A 21,050-nucleotide genomic window follows, 5' to 3' on the forward strand; every position below is an offset into this window, starting at 1 on the left:
CGCCCCCTCGGCCTCCGTGTACATGTTCGGGGGCTTTGCCGGGTGTTGGGGGGTGGATGCCGTGTGGGGGGCGTCCTTCGCCTACCCCCTGGTCCACCCAACCACGGGTGGTTGGTTGCCCCCACCCACGTCCGAGCATCTTACGGAGAGTGGTCGGTCACGGGGACCCCCAATCTTTTTGCGGAATCCCCGGGGGGACCCGGTACTCTGGTCTCGGGCGCCCACCGGGATGCAGTTCTCGCAGGTGGACGCTTTCCTCCGGGGCCTTAGCTCAGTTGGTAGAGCGCTGTCTTTGCATGGCAGATGTCAGGGGTTCGACTCCCCTAGGCTCCACATTCGGACCCCTCTCACCTGCGGAAACGCGGTCGGAGGGGTCCCTTGTTTCACGTGAAACGGCGCGGTGGGGCAGAAGACACTCAAGTCTTCTGCCCCACCGCGCCGTTGGTGCCCTCGCGCGTCAGGCCTGGTCGTCGCGCCGGGCGGCTTCCTCCGCGGCCTCCTTGGCCTCGACCTCCGGGTCGAGCGTGGCCCCGTCGCTGCCGTCCACCGACGTCAGCTTCGTCGACCCCGACGACACATCCGTCGCGGCCGGCGGCTCCACCAGCCAGTCCGGGTTGGCCTGCTTGTCCCACCACTTCCAGGCGGCGAAGGCGCCGCCTGCCGCGGCACCCAGAATCAGGACCGCCTTCGCGACACGGCCGGCCTTCGCCCGCCGCCGCTGCTTGCGGACCAGCTTCTGGATCTGCTGCGCCGAGACCTGGCCGCGCAGCGCGGCCAGCGCGGCCGCACCCCGGGCCGCCGCCTCGTCCCGCGCGGGACCGGCGGCGGCCACCGCCTGCTCGATCCTCGGACGGGAGTAGTCCGCCGCCTGCCGGGCGGCCTTGCGGGTGCGGTCGGCAGCCTGGTGAGCGGCCTGGTCGACCTTCGGCGGCACATGCGTCCGGGCCTGCTCCAGATAGGGCTGCACATGGGTGCCGTACTGGACGCGGGCGTGGCCGGTGGCCTGCGTCACCACGGGCGCGAGCCGTACGCGGGCCTCCTGTGCGTAGTGCGCGGCCCTGACCTTGGCCGTGTCGGCGTAGGGCGCCACCACTTCCGCGGCGTGCAGCACGCTGTCCTTCGCCGAACCGGTCGCGGCGCGCACGCTGTCGATGCGGGTCACGGGTTCCTCCTCCTCGGTGGCGTACGGTATTTCGACTTTCCACCCTTTTACGGATCATGCCTGCCGGGTTGCCGCGCGGCATGCGTGGACGGGCATCCGGGTGCCGATGAACGTGATTGATAGCGATATCAACTGCAATAGCGGATGAATCCGGGGCAACGGGAGCTTGTCGTCGACAATGCCACGGATCGCCGCCTCGCGCCCCCGGCACGGGACCACTCACCCGGTTTTCCGCAAGCGAAGCGGCCCGGTTGCCCACCTGTGAACGGACGCCGGGCGACTGCGCGCTCCGTCCATGCGAGGATCAGGGAGTCACGGAAAGACAACGGAAGGCACATCGTGGCTGAGCAGCTCAACGCCACCCTGAAGACCAATCACGGCGACATCCAGGTCCGGCTCTTCCCGAACCAGGCGCCGATCACGGTCAAGAACTTCGTCGAGCTCGCCAAGGGCGAGCGGGAGTGGACCCACCCGCAGACCGGTGCGAAGTCCACGGACAAGCTCTACGACGGCACGGTCTTCCACCGGGTGATCAGCGGTTTCATGATCCAGGGCGGAGACCCGCTGGGCAACGGCACCGGTGGTCCCGGCTACCAGTTCGAGGACGAGTTCCACCCGGACCTGCGCTTCGACAAGCCCTACCTGCTGGCGATGGCCAACGCCGGCCCGGGCACCAACGGCTCGCAGTTCTTCATCACCGTTGCCCCGACGGCCTGGCTGAACCGCAAGCACACCATCTTCGGCGAGGTCGCCGACGCCGCCAGCCAGAAGGTCATCGACGCCATCGCGTCCGCGCCGACCAACCCGCGCACCGACCGCCCGGTGAACGACGTCGTGATCGAGTCGGTCGAGATCCACGAGGGCTGAGCACCCGTCCCCCGGAGCGCGAAAGCCCTCGAAGGGAACCAATCGCCCCGCTCATCCGTAAGGATGGGCGGGGCGGGGCTTTTCCACACGACCTAGGGGATCCCATGGACGACCAGGCTTCCGGCAGCCCGCAGGACGCCCAGCGCGTTCCTGTCTGCTATCGCCACCCGGGCCGCGAGACCGGCATCCGCTGCACCCGGTGCGAGCGCCCGATCTGCCCCGAGTGCATGGTCGACGCCTCGGTCGGGTTCCAGTGCCCGGAGTGCGTCCGCGGAGGCTCGGGCACGGGACACGCGCCGACGGCCTCCATGCCCCGCACGATCGCCGGTGGAGCCGTCGCCGCGGACCCCCGGCTGATCACCAAGATCCTCCTCGGGATCAACCTCGCGGTGTTCATCGCCGTACAGGTCCGGCCGTCACTGCTGGACCCCCTCGTACTGGTCGGCGTCTGGCCGCCGGCGCCGTTCATGCCCACCGAGGGGGTGGCCGAGGGCGAGTGGTACCGCCTGGCCACCTCGGTGTTCACGCACGAGGAGATCTGGCACATCGGCTTCAACATGCTGGCCCTGTGGTGGCTCGGCGGGCCGCTGGAGCAGGCTCTGGGACGTGCTCGTCATCTCGCGCTCTATCTGATCTCCGGCCTGGCGGGCAGTGCGCTGACCTATCTGCTGGCTGCGGGGAGCACGGCCTCGCTCGGCGCGTCCGGCGCGATCTTCGGCCTCTTCGGCGCGACCGCCGTACTGATGCGCCGGCTCAACCAGGACATGCGTCCGATCATCGCCCTGCTGGTGATCAACGTGATCATCACCTTCGGCTGGAGCAACATCGCCTGGCAGGCCCACCTGGGCGGGTTCGTCGCCGGTGTCGTGATCGGGTACGCCATGGTGCACGCCCCGCGGGAGCGGCGGGCGCTCGTGCAGTACGGGACGTGTGCGCTGGTGCTGGCCGTGGTCGTCCTGATGACCGTGCTGAGGACGGCGCAGCTTACCTGAGCACCGAGTTTGTCCACAGCCGGTGGTGGATCTTGTGCACAGGGTGCAAGAAGGGCTGTCCGTCGGGTGATCGACCAGTGTTTCCACAGGTCAGGCAGCATACGAACAGATTTTCGGTTACTGATATTTCTGTCACACCGGCGTCAACGTCCCGAAAGTTATCCACAGATCGGGTCTCCCGTCCACATGTGGACAAGGGCTGTGGATAACTCAGAGGACAACCCTGCCCAGAGCTGTGGAACAGCTCTGGGCAGGGGGCGCTCACCGTGCGGCGAGCGTTACTTCCACTGGGTGGAGACGCCGAATCCGGCGGCGATGAACCCGAAGCCCACCACGATGTTCCAGTTGCCCAGGGCGTCGATGGGCAACGTGCCGTCGGTGACGTAGAAGACGACGATCCAGGCCAGCCCGATGAGGAACAGGGCCAGCATCACCGGCGCGACCCAGGCGCGGTTGGTCAGCTTGATCACGGTCGTCTGCTTCGCCGCCGGCGGCGTGTAGTCGGCCTTCTTGCGGATACGTGACTTCGGCACGAGGGTCTCTCCTGTCGATGCGCTGCGTGGCCGCGCAGGGGGAACTGGGTCGGGCTCGGAGCAGCGTACAAGGGGACTCTGAGCGCTCCCCCGGGCGTCCGTTAGCGTAGTGCTTCCGCGGCGCCGAAGGAGATAAGGGTACGTTGAGCAATTCTGCCGACTTTCCCGGGAAGGAATCCAGTCCTGCCCGCCGACGCCGTCCCGGGCCCGTGCGCATCCTCACCGCGGGCGTCTTCGCTCTGGCGGGACTCCTCTTCTTCACCAGCTTCGACACGGCCAAGGGCACCGACATCCGCACGGACGCCTCGCTGCTGAAGCTCTCCGACCTGATCCACGAGCGCAGCCGCAAGAACGGTGAGCTGGAGGAGTCCAACGGCGCGTTGCGCGATGACGTGGAGTCCCTCGCCGAGCGTGACGACGGCAGTACCAAGGCGGAGGACGACAAGCTCGCCGACCTGGAGAAACGCGCCGGCACGCAGAAGCTCAAGGGTGAGGCGATCACCGTCACCCTGAACGACGCGCCGCCGGACGCCACCGCCAAGCTCCCCGGCTACCCCGAGCCGCAGCCCGACTACCTGGTCATCCACCAGCAGGACCTGCAGGCCGTGGTGAACGCGATGTGGCAGGGCGGCGCCGAGGGCATCAAGGTCATGGACCAGCGGCTGATCTCCACCAGCGCCGTGCGCTGTGTGGGCAACACCCTGATCCTTCAGGGCCGCGTCTACTCGCCGCCGTACAAGATCACGGCGGTCGGTGACCCCGAGAAGCTGAAGAAGGCGCTCAGCGCTTCACCGGCGATCCAGAACTACATGGTGTACGTCAACGTCTACGGGCTCGGCTGGCAGGTCGAGGACAACGGGACCGTGACCCTGCCCGGCTACTCGGGCACGGTGGACCTGCACCACGCGAAGCCCGTGGATTAGCGGCCCGTCCCGGTTTCACGTGGAACATGCCCGGAACATCGAGGAGATCGGCCCCGAGCCACGTATTCGTGGGGGCACGCGGCCGGGCCCGTCCTGATCCCGCACAGCCTGCGGAGGCCGGGAAACCGGGGACGTCGCGCCGTTAGTCTGTTGGCGTACGGCGTGGATCTGGTGCCGTGGTACGACGGAAGGGACGGCATGTACAGCTGGATCTGGCGGCATCTGCCGGGCAACGCATGGGTGCGGGCACTGCTCTCACTGGTGCTGGTCATCGCTGTGGTCTACGTCCTCTTCCAGTACGTCTTTCCGTGGGCCGAGCCGCTGCTGCCCTTCAACGATGTGACGGTGGACAACCAGTGAGCGCGCGCATTCTCGTCGTCGACAACTACGACAGCTTCGTCTTCAACCTGGTCCAGTACCTGTACCAGCTGGGCGCCGAGTGCGAGGTCCTGCGCAACGACGAGGTGTCGACGGCGCACGCGCAGGACGGTTTCGACGGGGTGCTGTTGTCGCCGGGGCCCGGTACTCCCGAGGAGGCCGGGGTCTGCGTGGACATGGTGCGGCACTGCGCCTCCACCGGGGTGCCGGTCTTCGGCGTCTGCCTCGGCATGCAGTCGATGCAGGTGGCGTACGGCGGTGTCGTGGGCCGTGCGCCCGAGCTGCTGCACGGCAAGACGTCGCCGGTGGAGCACGGGGGCAAGGGCGTCTTCGCGGGCCTGCCCTCCCCGTTCACGGCGACCCGCTACCACTCGCTGGCCGCCGAACCGGCCACGGTGCCGGCGGAGCTGGAGGTCACGGCCAGGACGCCGGACGGCATGGTGATGGGGCTGAGGCACCGTGAACTCCTGGTCGAGGGCGTGCAGTTCCATCCCGAGTCGGTGCTGACCGAGCACGGTCACCGGATGCTGGCCAACTGGCTGGTGGAGTGCGGCGACGAGGGCGCGGTGGCGAGGTCGGCGGGGCTCGCCCCGGTGGTGGGCAGGTCCTCGGCGTGACCGCGCTGCGCCCCGAGCGCGAGTCCGGCGCCGACGCCTACGGCGGCGCCGGCGAACAGGGCACCCCGTACGGCGGGCAGCCGTACGGGGCGCCGGGTGCGTACGGGGACGGCTGGTACGACGACACGACGTCCGACTCCTACGGCGGCGCTTCCGGGAGCACCGCGTATCTGCCGCCGGTCGACGAGGAGACGGTGGCGCTGCGGATCCCCGGGCCGCCGGAGCGAACGGCGGGTGAGGAGTCCGCGCCGGCTCCCTCGGCGGCATCGGGCGGGCGCGCGGCCCGCAGGAAGGCCGCCAAAAAGCGTCACGGGCGCCGTGGAGGCGCTCACAAGGCCGCGGAGGCCCCCGGCATGGGCGCGGGCCTGGAAGGGGCCTCAGAGGCGTCCGAGGGGGCGTCACGGGCGCCGCTGTCGCGGATGGAGGCGCGTCGGCAGGCGCGGGCGCGCAAGGCGAGTCCGGCGGTCGTCGCGAGCCGGGTGATCGGTGAGGTGTTCATTACCTGTGGTGTGCTGATGCTGCTGTTCGTCACCTACCAGCTGTGGTGGACGAACGTGCGGGCGCACGCGCAGGCCGGCAAGGAGGTCAGCGACCTCCAGGACGACTGGGCGAGCGGTGAGCGCAAGCCGGGGGCGTTCGAGCCGGGGCAGGGCTTCGCGCTGCTGCACATCCCCAGGCTGGACGTGGTGGTGCCGATCGCGGAGGGCATCGACAGCAAGAAGGTGCTCGACCGCGGCATGGTGGGGCACTACGCGGAGGGTGCGCTGAAGACGGCGATGCCGGACGCGAAGACCGGCAACTTCGGGTTGGCGGGGCACCGCAACACGCACGGGGAGCCGTTCCGGTACATCAACCGGCTGGAGCCGGGCGACCCGATCGTGGTGGAGACGCAGGACGAGTACTTCGTCTACAAGATGGCGTCGATCCTCCCGGTCACGCCGCCGAGCAATGTGAGCGTCCTCGAACCGGTGCCGAAGGGCTCGGGCTTCACCGGGCCCGGCCGCTACATCACGCTGACCACGTGCACACCGGAGTTCACCAGCAAGTACCGCTTGATCGTCTGGGGCAAGATGGTCGAGGAACGGCCGCGCAGCAAGGGCAAGCCGGATGCGCTCGTCAGTTAAGGGCAGAGGAAACGTGGCATCGACCACCGACGGCACCGAAGAGCACACCGACGCGCCCGCGTCCTCGCCGCCTCCGGCTCGCCGCCGCATGGGTCCGGTGGCGATGGTCGTCAGCTTCTTCGGGGAACTCCTCATCACCGCGGGCCTGGTGCTCGGCCTGTTCGTCGTCTACTCGCTGTGGTGGACGAACGTCGTCGCGGACCGCGCGGCGGGCCAGCAGGCGGACAAGGTCCGCGACTCCTGGTCCCGGGAGCCCGGCGCAGCGGGCGGTGGTCCCGTCTCCTACGACAGCGGGAACGGCATCGGCTTCCTGCACGTGCCCGCGATGACCGGTGACGAGATCCTCGTTGAGAAGGGCACGTCGATGAAGGTCCTCAACGACGGCGTCGCCGGCTACTACACCGACCCGGTGAAGGCGACCGTGCCGACCTCCGGGAAGAAGGGCAACTTCTCCCTCGCCGCCCACCGGGACGGGCACGGCGCGAAGTTCCACGGCATCCACAGGATCGAGAAGGGCGACCCGATCGTCTTCGAGACGAAGGACACGTGGTACGTCTACAAGGTCTACGGCATCCTCCCCGAGACCTCGAAGTACAACGTCGACGTCCTCGGGAAGATCCCGAAGGAGTCCGGCAGGAAGAAGGCCGGCCACTACATCACGCTGACCACCTGCACACCGGTGTACACCAGCAAGTACCGGTACATCGTGTGGGGCGAACTGGTCCGCACGGAGAAGGTGGACGAGGAGCGGACACCGCCGGAGGAACTGCGCTGACTCCCCCTGCCAAGGGGGTCGGTTGCCTAACATGGCGAAGGCCCGAAGCCGCAACTTGCTCTTGCGGCTTCGGGCCTTCTTCTCCCGGGCCTGGCGGAGTGCCTTCAGCCGCGCTCCGGCGCTCCACGCCTCCAGCTCCCTACGGTCCACGGTGAGGACTCCGCTCAGGTCGGCGATCGCCTGTGCTTCGTGGCTGAAGCAGGACGTGGTGACGAACAGGGCGACATCGACGCGTTCGACGGCTCGTGCGGCTCCGGCGAACCTCTGCATGTCCGAGCTCGGCACGTGGCGGCGGCCCGCCCGGTTCTTGCACCGGACCGCGACGGTACGGCCGTCGGCCGTCCGCGCGGTGATGCCGATGCCCCGGTCGATGTGGCTCTGTCGTACGACGACGTCGCCGCAGCCGTCCCGGCGCAGCAGGCCGGCCACGTGACGTTCGAACGCCTGCCAGGTCATGGCCGCGATGGAGTCCCTGACCCGGTCTGTCGGAATCCCTTCCTCCAGAGCGCTGATCCGGCGGTGGTGCCGGCACAGCGTGCGTTCGACGTTCTCGATGTCCTCGCGAAGCTCGATGAGTTCGCGGCGGTGTTCACCGGATGTGGCGATCAGGGCGTTGAACATCGGTACGACCGTCGTGCCGAGGATGTGGGTGATGCGCTGGTCGATACGGTCGTCGAGCAGGACGGTGCCGGGGTGCGGAAAGTTTTCCACAGGCTGTGTGCGGGTCAGGTACTCCATGTCGAGCAGGTACGTGCGTACCTGACGGGCGACAGCGCTGTCGCGGAGGAGCATCGCGACGTTGAGGACGGCTCGTCGGGAGTAGACGGTGAGGCTCCGACGGGCCTGTGGATAACTTCCCAGCGAGCGTGACATGTTGTCACTCTCGAATTGCCGCAGTTCAGGGCCTCGGAGTACCGCCATTCCATTGACTTCGAGCTCTTCGCGGTGGCGTTTGGTCAGTTGTCGGACGGCTTCGATCGTGACCTCGAAGTACGCCGCCACCATCGCCGTCGTCACGTGCATTCCGTCCGGCAGTAGCGACAGAGCCTTGACCTTGTCGAGGACGTCCGTCCGGTCCGGCACGCTGCCGCGCAGAGTCTTCGACTCCAGCAGTGCGGATTCGTCGATCACCTTCTGCCCCTTTCGGTTTCGTGGTCGGGGCAGAACTCCAGATGTCCCACCCCACCCGATCAACGAGCGGTGACAGGCGAAGGCAAGAGCGAGGCGAGGACGCGTGTACAGAACGGGCTCATGAAGGGAGCCCCGGCCCTCTTCGAAGAGGGCCGGGGCTCTTGTCGTACCGCGGGGCTACGCGTCAGTCGTCCTCGCGGCCGCCGGTGAGGCCGCCGAAGATGCCGCCGTCGTTGCCGCCGTTGTTGCCGCCCTGGTCCACGGTGACCAGGCTGACCGTCGTGCCCTTGTCGACAGGGTTGCCCTGACCGGGGTTGGACGCGACGACACGGGAGTTCTCGTCCTGGGAACCGGCGATGTCGCCGACCACGAGTCCGGCTTCCCCGATCATCCTCCGGGCGTCCTTGAGAGTCTGCCCGTTGACGTTCGGGACCGCGACCTGCTGGTTCTCCTTGGCCTTGCCGATCTGGATGGTCACCGGCGAGTTCTTGGCGAGCTGGGTGCCCTGCACGGGATCGGTTCCGACGACCTTGCCGACCAGGGCCTGGTTGTCCGTCTCCACCTCGACGCAGTTGCCGACGAGCTCGTTGGCGGTCATCTGCGTCTTGGCCTCGTCGCAGGTCCTGTTGGTGACGTCGGGCACGGTGGCCTTGTCCGCCTCCTTGGCGACGGTGAGGGCGATCGTGCTGCCCTTCTCCACCTCCTCGCCGAGGCCCGGGTCCTGCTCGATGACGGTCCCCGGTTCCTCGGCGCTCACCTCTTCCTTGACCTCCACGGCGAACTCATACTTGTCGCCCTCGAGCTCTGCCTTGGCGTCCTCGACGCTGTCGCCCACGACGCTCGGCACCGCCACCTTCGGCGCCCCGGTCGAGACCACCAGGTTGACGGTGGACTCCTTGTCGACCTTCGTGTCCGGGTCGGGGTCCTGGTCGCAGATCTTGCCCTTGCTCTGGTCCTCGCAGGGCTTCTCTTCGAAGGTGAGTTTCAAGTCGCTGTTGACGGCGAGTTTTTCGGCGTCCGCTTTGGTCTGGCCGACGAAGGTCGGGGTCGCGACGGTGTCGTTGCCCACGCCGTCGCCGCTGATGGCCCAGCGGCCGATCAGGATCGCGCCGATGAGGACCAGGACGCCCGCCACGACCAGCAATATCGTCGAGGTGTTGTTCTTCTTCGGCTGACGGCGGCGGCTCTGGCGGTCGTCGTAGCCGTAGCCACCGTCGTCCGGGTTCATGGGCGGCAGCATCGAGGTCGCCGCCCCGGCGCCGGCGTCCTGGCGCAGGGCCGTCGTCGGCTGGTCGTCGGGGTAGCCGCCGTAGCCGACCGCGCCCAGTGCGGCGGTCGCGGCGACGGGCTGGCCGTCGAGGCAGGCCTCGATGTCGGCGCGCATCTCGTCGGCCGACTGGTACCGGTAGTCGGGGTCCTTGACCAGCGCCTTCAGTACGATCGCGTCCATCTCGGGCGTGATCTCGGGGTCGAAGACGCTCGGCGGCTGCGGTTCCTCCCGTACGTGCTGGTAGGCGACCGCGACCGGGGAGTCGCCCACGAAGGGCGGCCGGACGGTCAGCAGCTCGTACAGCAGGCAGCCGGTGGAGTACAGGTCGGACCGCGCGTCGACCTGCTCGCCCTTGGCCTGCTCCGGCGAGAGGTACTGCGCGGTGCCGATGACGGCCGAGGTCTGGGTCATCGTCATGCCGGAGTCGCCCATCGCGCGGGCGATGCCGAAGTCCATGACCTTGACCTGGCCGTTGCGCGTCAGCATGACGTTGGCCGGCTTGATGTCGCGGTGGACGATGCCGGCCCGGTGGGAGTACTCCAGGGCCTGGAGGATACCGATGGTCATCTCCAGCGTGCGCTCCGGCAGCAGCTTGCGGCCGCTGTGCAGGAGCTCGCGGAGCGTGGAGCCGTCGACGTACTCCATGACGATGTACGGGATCGACACGTTGTCGATGTAGTCCTCGCCCGTGTCGTAGACCGCCACGATCGCGGGGTGGTTGAGCGAGGCGGCCGACTGGGCCTCCCGGCGGAACCGGGCCTGGAAGGACGGGTCGCGTGCGAGATCCGCGCGCAGCGTCTTCACCGCCACCTGGCGCCCGAGCCTGGTGTCATGCGCGTGGTAAACCTCCGCCATGCCACCACGGCCGAGCACCGGGCCCAGCTCGTACCGGCCGCCGAGGCGACGCGGCTCTTCCATAGCTACTACCAGCCCTCTCCGTCGGTCCCGGGCGGCACACGCGTGCCGCCGGAGGCTGCCGTCCGGGCCTACCGTACCCGGCTCTTTTTGTGTGACCTGGCCAAGTGCGTCAGCCGATACGGGACCGGTACCGCAACGTGCACCGATGTGAAGCAAACGTGACCGGGGTCACTGCTTGCCCTTGATGACCGCTTCCATCACGTCCTTGGCGATCGGTGCGGCCAGGCCGCCACCGCTGATGTCGGCACCGGTCGCGTTGCTGTCCTCGACGACGACGGCGACGGCGACCGGGGAACCCTCGTCGGTCTTGGCGTACGAGATGAACCAGGCGTAGGGCGTCTCGCTGTTGTTGACGCCGCGCTCGGCCGTACCGGTCTTGCCACCGACGGTGACGCCGTCGATCCGGGCGTTGCCTCCGGTGCCGTCCTCGACGACGGTCTCCATCATTTCCTGGATCTTCTGCGCGTTCTCCGGGGAGACGGGCTGGGACAGCTCCTGCGGTTCGGTCGTCTCGATGGTGTCCAGGTCCGCGGCCTTGAGCTGGTCGACCATGTACGGCTTCATCAGCTTGCCGTCGTTGGCGATGGCCGCGGTGACCATGGCCATCTGGAGCGGGGTGGCGCGGTTGGAGGCCTGGCCGATGCCGGCCATGGCGTTCTGCGACCTGTTGTCCTCGGGGAAGACGCTCTCGGCGGCGCGGACGGGGGTGTCCAGCTCCGGGTTGTTGAAGCCGAACTTCTCCGCGTACTCGATCATCTGCTCGTTGCCGACCTCGTGGCTGAGCTTGCCGAAGACGCTGTTGCAGGAGTACTGCATGGCCACGCGCAGGGTGGCGTTCTCACAGGGGATGTTCCCGTGGTTCCGCAGGGGCGTGGTGGTGTCCGGCATGATCCACGGTTCCGGCGTGTCGGTCTTGGCGTCGATGTCGGTGACCAAGCCCTTCTCCAGCGCCGCCGCGGCGGTGACCACCTTGAAGGTGGAGCCCGGAGAGTAGGTTTCGCGCAGCGCCCGGTTCAGCATCGGGTCGTCGGGGTTGTTCTCCTTCTGGACCTTCTTCCAGGCCTCGGCGTCCTCGTCGGAGGCTCCGGCGAACTTCGACGGGTCGTAGGACGGCGTGGAGACGAGCGCCAGGATCTTGCCGGTCGCCGGTTCGATCGCGGCGACGGCGCCCTTCTTGTCGCCGAGACCTTCGTACGCGGCCTTCTGCGCGGCGGCGTCGAGGGTGGTGACGACGCTGCCGCCTTCCTTCGGCTTGCCCGTGATCATGTCCAGGGTGTTGCGGAAGAAGAGCCGGTCGTCGTTGCCGGTGAGGATGCCGTCCTCCAGCTTCTCCAGCTGGTTGGAGCCGAAGGCCTGGGAGGAGTAGCCGGTGATGGGCGCCCACATGGCACCGTCGGTCCAGGTGCGCTTGAACTTGTAGTCACCGCTCTTGGACTCGACGGACCCGGTGATCGCCTTGCCGTCGACGATGATGTTGCCGCGCGGGGTGGCGTAGCGCTCGATGTTGACGCGGCGGTTCTTGTCGTCGGAGGCCAGCTTGTCGGCCTGGGCGTACTGCAGCCAGTTGCCCCGGACGAGCAGGGCGAGGATGAGCAGGCCGCAGAAGATCGCGACCCGGCGCAGGGGTTTGTTCACGGGCGGACCACCTGGGTCATCTCGGCGTCGGGGTTGGCGGCGGGGGCGGGCGCCGGACGGCGGGCGGTGTCGCTGATTCTGAGCAGGATGCCGATCAGCGCCCAGTTGGCGATGACGGAGGAACCGCCGTACGCCAGGAAGGGCATCGTCATACCGGTCAGCGGGATCAGGCTCATGACGCCGCCGGCGACGACGAAGATCTGGAGGGCGAAGGCGCCGGAGAGGCCGATGGCGAGCAGCTTGCCGAACGGGTCGCGGGCGGCGAGGGAGGTGCGCACGCCGCGCTCCACGATCAACGCGTAGAGCAGGAGCAGCGCCATGACGCCGGCCAGGCCGAGTTCCTCGCCGAAGGTGGCGAGGATGAAGTCGGAGTTGGCGGCGAAGCCGATGAGGTCGGAGTGGCCCTGGCCCCAGCCGGTGCCGAGGGTGCCGCCGGAGCCGAACGCCCAGAGGGCCTGCATGGACTGCTCGGTGTGGCCGATGACGCCTTCCCGGCTGAGTTCGAACTCGCGCATCGGGTCGAGCCAGGCCTGGACACGCTGCTGTACGTGGGGCTCGAAGGAGGCGACGCCGACGGCGCCGGCTCCGGACATCAGCAGGCCGAACACGATCCAGCTGGTCCGCTCGGTGGCGACGTACAGCATGATCACGAACATGCCGAAGAACAGCAGCGAGGTGCCGAGGTCGGTCTCGAAGACCAGGATCAGGATGGAGATGATCCAGACGACGATGATCGGGCCGAGGTCGCGTCCGCGGGGCAGGTAGAGCCCCATGAAGCGGCGGCTGGCGAGGGCCAGGGCGTCGCGTTTGACCATGAGGTAACCCGCGAAGAAGACCGCGAGGACGATCTTGGCGAACTCACCGGGCTGGAGGGTGCCGAGACCGGGGATCTTGATCCAGATCTTGGCGCCGAAGTTGTCGTGGCCGAGGCCCGGGACCAGCGGCAGCAGCAGCAGGATCAGCGCGCCGGCCATGGAGATGTAGGTGTAGCGCTGCAGGACGCGGTGGTCCTTGAGGAAGAACAGCACGGCCACGAACAGGGCGATGCCGAGCGCGGAGTACATCAGCTGGCGCGGCGCCGCCTCGACGAACGTGCTGCTCGCCTGCAGTCGCTTCGACTGGTCCAGGCGCCAGATGGCGACCAGGCCGATGCCGTTGAGCAGGGTGGCCAGCGGCAGCATCAGCGGGTCCGCGTACGGGGCGAACTTCCGTACGGCGAGGTGACCGACGCCCGCCATCAGGCCGAGGCCCAGGCCGTAGCTCAGCAGCCCGGTGGGCATCTCGCCGTTGAGGGCGAGCCCCACGTTGGCGTAGGCGAAGACCGGGATGACGACGGCGAACACCAGGAGCGCCAGCTCGGTGTTGCGGCGGCTGGGCGCTCCGATCGCGCCGATCGTGGACGTGTGCTGCGTCGACGGGTTGGTAGTACTGCTCATCGTGTGACAGGGCCTCTCACGGCTTGCCTACTGCTTACCGCACAGCGAGACGACCTTCTGCTCCTCCTCCGAGAGGCTGGGGCCGGGGCTGGAAGTGGGTGCGGTCGTGGACGGGGGCGTGGACTGCTCCGGGGCCTTCGCCGAGCCCGAGGGATTCGGCGTCGGCGAGGCCTTGGACGTGAAGGAGGCGGGTGTGGTTCCCGTGGTGCCTCCGGCCTCGCCCTCGCCGGTCTTCGCGTTCTTCTCGCTCTCGGCGGAGCGCCGTTCGGCCTGCTTCCTGCACGCGGAGGCCTGTACCGACAGTTCCTCGATCTTCGCGCGGGCGCCGTAGAGGTCGCCTTCGGCGATGGTCGCCTCGACCAGCTTCCGCTGGTAGGGCGGCAGGTACTTGAGTTCGATCTCCGGGTGGTCCTTCTCGATCTCGGAGAGGGAGACCCAGGCCAGGTCCTGGCTGATGCCCTGGTACAGGGCGACGTGTTCGCCCTTGGTGCCGACGTAGTACTGCGTCTGGGTCCAGCGCCAGCCGCCGTACAGGCCGCCGCCGAGGACGGCGAGCGCGAGCAGGCTGTAGACGGACCGCTTGAGCCACCGGCGGTTCTTGGCGGGTTTGACGAAGTCGTCGTCGCCGTAGGCGAAGCCGTCGGTGGGGATGAAGCCGGTGATGTCGCCGCTGCCGGGCGGGCCGAACTCGCCCCCGCCGCCTTCCTGGCGCCGGCGGCCGAGACCGGAGGCGCGGCCGGCGGGGGTCTGCATGATGCCGTTGTCGGAGAGCTGGTTCTGGTTCTCGGCCACGGCGCCGACCACGACCGGGGTGTCGGACAGCTGCCCGGCGAGGGTGTCGCCGGTGTCGAGGTCCAGGACGTCGGCGACGATCACGGTGATGTTGTCGGGACCGCCGCCGCGCAGGGCCAGCTCGATCAGGTTCTGGACGGTCTCCTCGGGGCCCTGGTAGCTGGCCAGGGCGTCCTCGAGGGTCTGGTGGGAGACCACGCCGGACAGGCCGTCGGAGCAGATCAGGTACCGGTCGCCGGCCCGGACCTCGCGGATGGACAGGTCGGGTTCGACGTGCTCGCCACTGCCGAGGGCCCGCATCAGCAGGGAGCGCTGCGGGTGGGTGGTGGCCTCCTCCTCGGTGATCCGGCCCTCGTCGACCAGACGCTGCACCCAGGTGTGGTCCTGGGTGATCTGGGTGAGGACGCCGTCGCGCAGGAGGTAGGCCCGGGAGTCGCCGACGTGCACCATGCCGAGGCGCTGACCGGTCCACAGCAGGGCGGTCAGGGTGGTGCCCATGCCCTCGAGCTGAGGGTCCTCCTCGACCATCATGCGCAGTTGGTCGTTGGCGCGCTGGACGGCGGTGCCGAGCGAGGTGAGCAGGTCGGAGCCGGGGACGTCGTCGTCGAGGGCGACGATGGTGGAGATCGCCTCGGAGGAGGCGACCTCGCCGGCGGCGGCGCCGCCCATGCCGTCGGCGATGGCGAGCAGACGGGGACCGGCGTAACCGGAGTCCTCGTTGCCCTCCCGGATCATGCCCTTGTGCGATCCGGCGGCGAAGCGCAGAGACAGGCTCATGCGCACCTCGCCAGTCGGCTCCGGGTACAGCCGGTCGTGTCGAGCCACACTGCCCACCCTCCGGTCGGGAGCGCGCCGGGACCCTGGGTGGGGACCCCCACTGCGTGCTCGCTCCGCTCGCGCTCATTCATTGGTGTAGCACTACTTCCGCAGCTCGATGACGGTCTTGCCGATGCGGATCGGTGCGCCCAGCGAAATCGGTGTGGGGGTCGTCAGCCGGGTCCGGTCCAGGTAGGTGCCGTTGGTGGAGCCCAGGTCCTCGACGATCCACTGGCCGTCGCGGTCCGGGTAGATCCTGGCATGGCGGCTGGAGGCGTAGTCGTCGTCCAGCACGATCGTGCTGTCGTGCGCCCGGCCCAGGGTGATGGTCTGGCCCTGGAGGGCGACGGTGGTACCGGTGAGGGTGCCCTCGGTCACGACCAGCTTGGTGGGGGTGTTACGGCCGCGGCGACCGCCGCCGGACTGCTGGCGCTGCTGCGGAGGTGCCTGGCGGGCGGCCTGCTGTTGCCGGCCGGCTTCCCGCCGTGATCCGCGCTGGGTGACCCGGGTGCCGAACAGGTCACTCCGGATGACCTGCACGGCCACGATCACGAACAGCCACAGTACGGCCAGGAACCCCAGCCGCATGACCGTGAGGGTCAGCTCTGACATTGCCCCCGCTTCACCCTTCGGCTTGCCTATAGATAACGGTGGTGCTGCCCACGACGATCCGCGAGCCGTCGCGGAGCGTAGCGCGGGTGGTGTGCTGCCCGTCCACCACGATGCCGTTGGTGGATCCGAGATCCTGGATCGTCGAGGGCGTTCCGGTCCGGATCTCGCAGTGCCGGCGGGAGACGCCGGGGTCGTCGATCCGTACGTCGGCTTCGGTGCTGCGGCCCATCACGAGGGTGGCACGGGAGATCTGGTGGCGGGTGCCGTTGATCTCGATCCAGTAGCGGGTGCGTCCGCCGGCCACGGGGGCGGCGGGGGGCCGCTGGCCGCCCGCGGGCTGCGGGTAGCCGTAACCACTGCCGGGCCTGCCGCCGGGCGGCGGCGCGGCCGGCATGGGCGGGGCGCCCGCGGGGCCGGTCGACGGATAGCCGTAGCCGCCGGGGCGGCCGGCCGGCGGTGCGCCGCCGGGAGCGCCGGGGGCCTGTCCGGCGGAGGAGGAGGCGAGGGTACGGCTGCGGACCCGGTACAGGCCGGTGTCGAGGTCGTCCGCCTTCTCCAGGTGCACCTTGATGGGACCCATGAAGGTGTAGCGCTGCTGCTTGGCGTAGTCGCGCACCATGCCGGCGAGCTCGTCGCCGAGCTGGCCGGAGTACGGGCTGAGCCGCTCGAAGTCCGGGGTGCTCAGTTCGACGATGAAGTCGTTGGGTACGACGGTGCGGTCGCGGTTCCAGATGGTGGCGTTGTTGTCGCACTCCCGCTGGAGCGCTCCCGCGATCTCCACGGGCTGCACCTCGGACTTGAACACCTTGGCGAAGGTGCCGTTTACCAGACCTTCGAGACGCTGCTCGAACTTCTTCAGGACTCCCATGGGGCACCTCCTCCGTCGCTGCCGTCCTGTGTACTGCCCGGCGCACCGTTTCGTGCACCGCCTACCTGGTACTGCTTACTGATCGTATCCACGCGCCGGTCGATCGGCTGGTTCCCCCTGTCGGCCCGGTCGACGGGTGTCGACGCCTGACGAAGTTCCCTGCGGAGCCCCTCTTCGAACTCCTTCGGCGAACTCCTTCGGCCGTGCTCGTACGCGTCGTTCTGCCATGGATCGTAGAGGGGGCCGCAGACCAGTGTCCCGCACCCGGCTGTGGACTCCGTCCGGCTCCTGTACAGACGGGGACTACCGGTACGAGGTTGATACGTGAAGCGGTCGCCGCCGCGACATCAGGGGCCGCGGGGAGGCCGGCCGGGGAGATCCGGGCTCGTCGGGGCCGGTGGGGAGCGGTGGGGCGGCCGCGGGGAAAGGGATGTGAATCCATCCCGACCAGCGTGCTAATGTTCTGGGTGTCGGAAGGCGCAAGGCCCCAAGGGGCGGGGCGCGGAAGACACACCCAATGCGCGGGTGGCGGAATAGGCAGACGCGCTGGATTCAGGTTCCAGTGCCCGCAAGGGCGTGGGGGTTCAACTCCCCCCTCGCGCACACCGTCGAAACGGGCGGCATCCATCGGATGCCGCCCGTTTCGCGTGCTCGGAGCGGGTGCGGCGGAGGTGTGGCGTGTGAGGAACATCTCATGATCCTTTTCGTCGTGGAGCGGTGTGCCGTTCACCCCCGGGGCGCGTGGTGAAGGCCTCCGGGGAGGCCTCGGAGGAGTCCGGGGGAGGCCCTCGGAAGAGCCGCGAGGAGGGCGCCGGCGGGGACATCCGGAGAGGGGCCCGTGGGCTCGCTCGCGGACGCCCCCGGCTCCAGCGCGGGCTTTGGAGGGGTCACTCGCGGACGCCCGCCGATTCCAGCGCGGGCCGACGCAGGGCGACGGCGGCGGGGACGATCGCGGAGGTCGTGGCGAGTACGGCGCATGCGGCCGTGACGGTGGCGAGCGTGGACCAGGGGAGGGCGATGGTGGCGGGGGCCGAGAGCAGGGCCAGTGCTCCCCCCATGCCGGCCAGGTTGAGCGCGGCCACGGTCAGGCCCAGGACCGCGCCGGCCACCACCACCGCCAGCGACTCCGCGCCCACCATGCGCAGCACCTGCCATCGCGTGGCCCCGGCCAGCCGTAGTACCGCGAGGTCGCGCACCCGGTCGGAGGCCGCCATGACCATGGTGTTGGCCAGGGAGATGCCCGTGTAGAGCAGGGCGATGCCGAGGACCAGGAGGAGGCCGTAACGGGTGGTGCGTTCGCTTCCCGGGTCCGTGGCGGCCGCCCACTCCTCCCCGGTGCGGACCTGACCGCCGGCGGGCCGCACCGCCCGCTCCAGACCTGCGGCCACCACGCGCGCGTCGGCACCGTCCGCGAGGGCGACGTCCACCCGGTCCATACGCGCGCCCGGCGCGTTGGCCGGGGTGACGTAGACGCCGTTGTCACCGGTGCCGGTGGCCATCACCGCGGCGATCCGCAGCGTCCGCTCCGTGCCGTCCCCGAGCCACACCCGCACGCGCTGCCCGACCGTGTGCCGCTCCCACTCCTCGTTGACGACGACCGAGCCGTCGTCGAGGTCGGTGGCCCTCCCCGCGGCGAGCGGCAGCCGCGCGGTGGCCGCCAGCGCCCCGGGGTCGACGGCCCGGGCCTCGGACCTGATCAGCGCCGCGCCCTCCTCAAGGACGTACACCGCGCTCGGCGCACTCGCCGACACCCGCGCGCCGGGCACCGCGCGCAGCCGGTCCAGTGTCCGTGCGTCGAAGGCCCCGCCACCCGCGGCCGTGACGACGAACGCCGCGGTGGTCCGCTCCCGCGTCTCGGCGGCCCCGGCCCGGTCCAGGGTGGCGGTGGCGCCGAGCAACGAGCCCGCGAGGGCGACCGTGACCAGCACGGGCGCCGCGACCGCGGCCGTACGACGCGCCCCGGCGGCCGCGTTCTCGCGCACCAGCATGGCGATCACCCCCGGCAGCCGGGCCAGCGGCCGCGTGAGGGGGCGCACGACGAGCGGGGCCAGCAGTGCGGCGGCGGTGATCAGCAGCATGGGCCGGCTGACGTAGGTCTTGCGGTGCAGCAGGTCACCCGGATCGCCGAGCAGCGTCACGGCGAGCGTCACCCCGGCGGTCAGCAGCAGAGCCGTGCCGCACAGCCACCGCCCCCGCGTCATGGCCCCGCTGTCGGCGGACGCCTCGCGCAGCGCCTGGACGGGGGCCGTACGCCCCGCCCGCCAGGAGGCCGCGACGACCCCGCTCAGGGCGACGAGGAGCCCCGTCCAGAACGCCACGTGATACGGCCAGCCCGCGTCGCCGATGGTGAACCAGCCCGGCGCCAGCTCCACGTCGACCACCCACGCGGCCAGCGAGGGTGCCGCGTACCCGCCGAGCCCGCAGCCGGCGGCCGAGGCGAGTGCCCCGACCAGCAGGGCCTCGCAGAACACCATGCGCCGTATCTGGCCCGGGGTGGCCCCCGCGGTGCGCAGCAGCCCGAACTCCCGGCGCCGTCGGTCGACCGCGAAGGCGAAGGTGGACGCCACCACGAACACCGAGACGAAGGCGGAGACCCCGCCCGCCGTGCCGAACAGGGCGTTCATCGCGGTCAGTGCCTCGCTGTCGCGCTCGGGGTCCGCGTCGGCGTGCCGGCGGTCGTCCCCGGTGAGGACCCGGACGCCCTCGGCTCCGCGCACCGCTTCCCGCACGGCCGTCGGGTCGGCGTCCACGACCAGCTGGACGACGGCCGGGGACAGCTCGGCGGCGCGCGCGTCGGTGTGGAAGACGGCGTGCTCGAAGCCGTGACCGGCCACCGTGCCCACGACCCGCACGGTGCCGTGATCCGTGCGCACCCGCGTGCCGGGCCGCGCCCAGTCGCCGCTGACGACGACCTCGTCGTCCGCGCGGGGCGCACGGCCCGCCTCGACGGCGTACGGGGTGAACGCGGCGGTGGACCAGGGGTGGCCGGTCAGCTCGCCGGGACCGCCCTTGGCGCGGACGGGATAGGAGCGGTCCTCGACGACCGTGCCGAGCCGGCGCAGCCTCGCGACGGTCGCCGCCGGCACCGCGCGCGGGTGTGCCAGTTCCTCGGTCTTCTCGCCGTTCGGCGTCGGTACGCGCAGGGTGTCCGCGCCCTTGACCACGACCGGGGCGGCGGCGAACCGCTCAGGTTCCCGCGCGGGAGCGTCCAGGGAGGAGGCGAGGGCGAGTCCCATGACGGTGAGGAGGGCCACGCCCAGCGCGAGGGCGGTGAAGCTGCCGGCGAAGGTGAGCCACCGGGCGCGCAGGGTGCACAGGGCGAGACTCAGCACGGCACGGCCTCCAGCCGGGTCATCCGCGCGGCGACGGCGTCGGCGTCCGCCCCGGCCAGCTCGCCGTGGACGCGGCCGTCGACCAGGAAGACCACGCGGTCGGCGCGGGAGGCTGCCACCGGGTCGTGGGTCACCATGACGACCGTCTGTCCCTCGCGGTCGGCCATGCCGCGCAGCAGCGTGAGCACCTCGCGTCCGGTGCGGAAGTCCAGCGCGCCGGTCGGTTCGTCGGCGAACAGCACATCGGGGCGGGTGATCAGGGCACGGGCCAGGGCGACGCGCTGCTGCTGCCCGCCGGACAGCCCGGCGGGCCGGTGCCGGGCGCGGTCACCGAGGCCGACCTGGTGGAGCGCCTCACGGATCCGGGCCCGCGGCACGCGCCGGCCGGCCAGCCGCAGCGGAAGGGCGACGTTCTGCCCGGCGGTCAGCGCCGGCAGCAGGTTGAACGCCTGGAAGACAAAACCGATGTGCTCGCGCCGCAGCAGGGTCAGCCGTCTCTCACCGAGCCCGGTCAGCTCGGTGCCGCCGACGGTGACCGAACCCGAGGTGGGCCGGTCGAGCCCGGCGGCGCACTGCAGCAGCGTCGACTTCCCGGAGCCGGACGGGCCCATCACGGCGGTGAAACTCCCGCGCGGGAAGGCGAGGGAGACCTCGTCCAGCGCGCTCACCGCGCCGTCGCCCGACCCGTACCGCCGGCTCACCCGGCGCAAGGTGACCGCGTCACCGTCCCTCTGGCTCATGTGCCCCACTCCCTTTGTTCGGACCGGCCGCTGCGGGCTGGTCGTCCGAGGGAAACGAAACCGTCCGGGAGCCGGTCGGCGCAGTGCGGCAGGGGCGAGAGCAGGGGTAGGGCCAGGCATACCCCGAAG

The 21,050-nt window shown here is 69.8% G+C and carries 17 protein-coding genes, 2 tRNA genes and 1 pseudogene; 9 read left to right on the forward strand and 11 right to left on the reverse strand.

From position 1 onward, the window contains the following. Window positions 1–260: 260 nt before the first annotated feature. Window positions 261–333, forward strand: a tRNA-Ala gene (locus tag ACFXAE_RS20885). Between the two features lie 124 nt (window positions 334–457). Here the strand turns inward: ACFXAE_RS20885 and ACFXAE_RS20890 are convergent. Beyond that, on the reverse strand, window positions 458–1,162 hold the full coding sequence (locus ACFXAE_RS20890; RefSeq protein ID WP_384716782.1) for a DUF5324 family protein: 705 nt from the start codon (window positions 1,160–1,162) through the stop codon (window positions 458–460). A 339-nt stretch (window positions 1,163–1,501) separates the two neighbouring features. Here ACFXAE_RS20890 and ACFXAE_RS20895 point away from each other — a divergent pair, with 339 nt between their 5' ends. Further along, on the forward strand, window positions 1,502–2,029 hold the full coding sequence (locus ACFXAE_RS20895; RefSeq protein WP_217128012.1) for a peptidylprolyl isomerase: 528 nt from the start codon (window positions 1,502–1,504) through the stop codon (window positions 2,027–2,029). A 104-nt stretch (window positions 2,030–2,133) separates the two neighbouring features. Further along, window positions 2,134–3,021 (forward strand): rhomboid family intramembrane serine protease, encoded by an 888-nt coding sequence (locus ACFXAE_RS20900; RefSeq protein ID WP_384716785.1) that lies wholly within the window; start codon window positions 2,134–2,136, stop codon window positions 3,019–3,021. Between the two features lie 278 nt (window positions 3,022–3,299). On the opposite strand, the gene crgA is transcribed toward ACFXAE_RS20900, so the two are convergent. Then, window positions 3,300–3,554, reverse strand: coding sequence for a cell division protein CrgA (gene crgA, locus ACFXAE_RS20905; protein ID WP_384716788.1), 255 nt, complete (start codon window positions 3,552–3,554; stop codon window positions 3,300–3,302). Window positions 3,555–3,697: 143 nt separating this feature from the next. Here crgA and ACFXAE_RS20910 point away from each other — a divergent pair, with 143 nt between their 5' ends. The 5 genes from ACFXAE_RS20910 (at window position 3,698) to ACFXAE_RS20930 (ending at window position 7,371) form a co-directional block, all read left to right on the forward strand. Beyond that, complete coding sequence (locus tag ACFXAE_RS20910; RefSeq protein WP_384716791.1) at window positions 3,698–4,477, forward strand: DUF881 domain-containing protein; 780 nt, start codon at window positions 3,698–3,700, stop codon at window positions 4,475–4,477. Window positions 4,478–4,675: 198 nt separating this feature from the next. After that, window positions 4,676–4,837 (forward strand): hypothetical protein, encoded by a 162-nt coding sequence (locus ACFXAE_RS20915; protein WP_217133066.1) that lies wholly within the window; start codon window positions 4,676–4,678, stop codon window positions 4,835–4,837. Beyond that, on the forward strand, window positions 4,834–5,472 hold the full coding sequence (locus ACFXAE_RS20920) for an aminodeoxychorismate/anthranilate synthase component II (RefSeq protein ID WP_384716795.1): 639 nt from the start codon (window positions 4,834–4,836) through the stop codon (window positions 5,470–5,472). Before ACFXAE_RS20915 ends, ACFXAE_RS20920 begins: the two co-directional genes overlap by 4 nt. After that, entirely contained in the window at window positions 5,469–6,596 is a 1,128-nt protein-coding gene (locus ACFXAE_RS20925) for a class E sortase (RefSeq protein WP_384716798.1), read from the forward strand. The genes ACFXAE_RS20920 and ACFXAE_RS20925 overlap by 4 nt, the downstream gene beginning before the upstream one ends. Window positions 6,597–6,609: 13 nt before the next feature. Beyond that, on the forward strand, window positions 6,610–7,371 hold the full coding sequence (locus ACFXAE_RS20930) for a class E sortase (protein WP_384716801.1): 762 nt from the start codon (window positions 6,610–6,612) through the stop codon (window positions 7,369–7,371). Between the two features lie 183 nt (window positions 7,372–7,554). Here the strand turns inward: ACFXAE_RS20930 and ACFXAE_RS20935 are convergent. From ACFXAE_RS20935 to ACFXAE_RS20965, 7 genes and pseudogenes are all read right to left on the reverse strand, one after another. After that, window positions 7,555–8,394 (reverse strand): annotated as a pseudogene (locus ACFXAE_RS20935) (restriction endonuclease); the annotation flags it as partial. A gap of 292 nt (window positions 8,395–8,686) precedes the next feature. Continuing rightward, the gene (gene pknB, locus ACFXAE_RS20940) at window positions 8,687–10,690 is read right to left on the reverse strand and encodes a Stk1 family PASTA domain-containing Ser/Thr kinase (RefSeq protein ID WP_384716804.1); all 2,004 of its coding nucleotides are present in this window, start codon (window positions 10,688–10,690) and stop codon (window positions 8,687–8,689) included. Between the two features lie 168 nt (window positions 10,691–10,858). Further along, on the reverse strand, window positions 10,859–12,325 hold the full coding sequence (locus ACFXAE_RS20945) for a peptidoglycan D,D-transpeptidase FtsI family protein (RefSeq protein ID WP_384716807.1): 1,467 nt from the start codon (window positions 12,323–12,325) through the stop codon (window positions 10,859–10,861). Further along, entirely contained in the window at window positions 12,322–13,761 is a 1,440-nt protein-coding gene (locus ACFXAE_RS20950; protein WP_384716810.1) for an FtsW/RodA/SpoVE family cell cycle protein, read from the reverse strand. The genes ACFXAE_RS20945 and ACFXAE_RS20950 overlap by 4 nt, the downstream gene beginning before the upstream one ends. Before the next feature lie 27 nt (window positions 13,762–13,788). After that, window positions 13,789–15,330, reverse strand: coding sequence for a Stp1/IreP family PP2C-type Ser/Thr phosphatase (locus ACFXAE_RS20955; protein WP_384716813.1), 1,542 nt, complete (start codon window positions 15,328–15,330; stop codon window positions 13,789–13,791). Window positions 15,331–15,471: 141 nt separating this feature from the next. Then, window positions 15,472–15,981: an FHA domain-containing protein gene (locus ACFXAE_RS20960; RefSeq protein WP_384716816.1), complete on the reverse strand. Its 510-nt coding sequence runs from the start codon at window positions 15,979–15,981 to the stop codon at window positions 15,472–15,474. Window positions 15,982–15,991: 10 nt separating this feature from the next. Then, complete coding sequence (locus ACFXAE_RS20965; RefSeq protein ID WP_384716819.1) at window positions 15,992–16,849, reverse strand: FhaA domain-containing protein; 858 nt, start codon at window positions 16,847–16,849, stop codon at window positions 15,992–15,994. Between the two features lie 519 nt (window positions 16,850–17,368). Here ACFXAE_RS20965 and ACFXAE_RS20970 point away from each other — a divergent pair. Continuing rightward, window positions 17,369–17,452, forward strand: a tRNA-Leu gene (locus ACFXAE_RS20970). A 284-nt stretch (window positions 17,453–17,736) separates the two neighbouring features. On the opposite strand, the gene ACFXAE_RS20975 is transcribed toward ACFXAE_RS20970, so the two are convergent. Both ACFXAE_RS20975 and ACFXAE_RS20980 read right to left on the reverse strand, forming a co-directional pair. Next, window positions 17,737–20,181, reverse strand: coding sequence for an ABC transporter permease (locus tag ACFXAE_RS20975; RefSeq protein WP_384716822.1), 2,445 nt, complete (start codon window positions 20,179–20,181; stop codon window positions 17,737–17,739). Continuing rightward, a complete protein-coding gene (locus tag ACFXAE_RS20980; protein WP_384716825.1) occupies window positions 20,175–20,921 on the reverse strand; it encodes an ABC transporter ATP-binding protein in 747 nt (248 codons plus the stop codon). The genes ACFXAE_RS20975 and ACFXAE_RS20980 overlap by 7 nt, the downstream gene beginning before the upstream one ends. Window positions 20,922–21,050 lie beyond the last annotated feature (129 nt).

Source organism: Streptomyces sp. NPDC059454, assembly GCF_042749965.1.
In the GTDB taxonomy this organism is placed as follows: domain Bacteria; phylum Actinomycetota; class Actinomycetes; order Streptomycetales; family Streptomycetaceae; genus Streptomyces.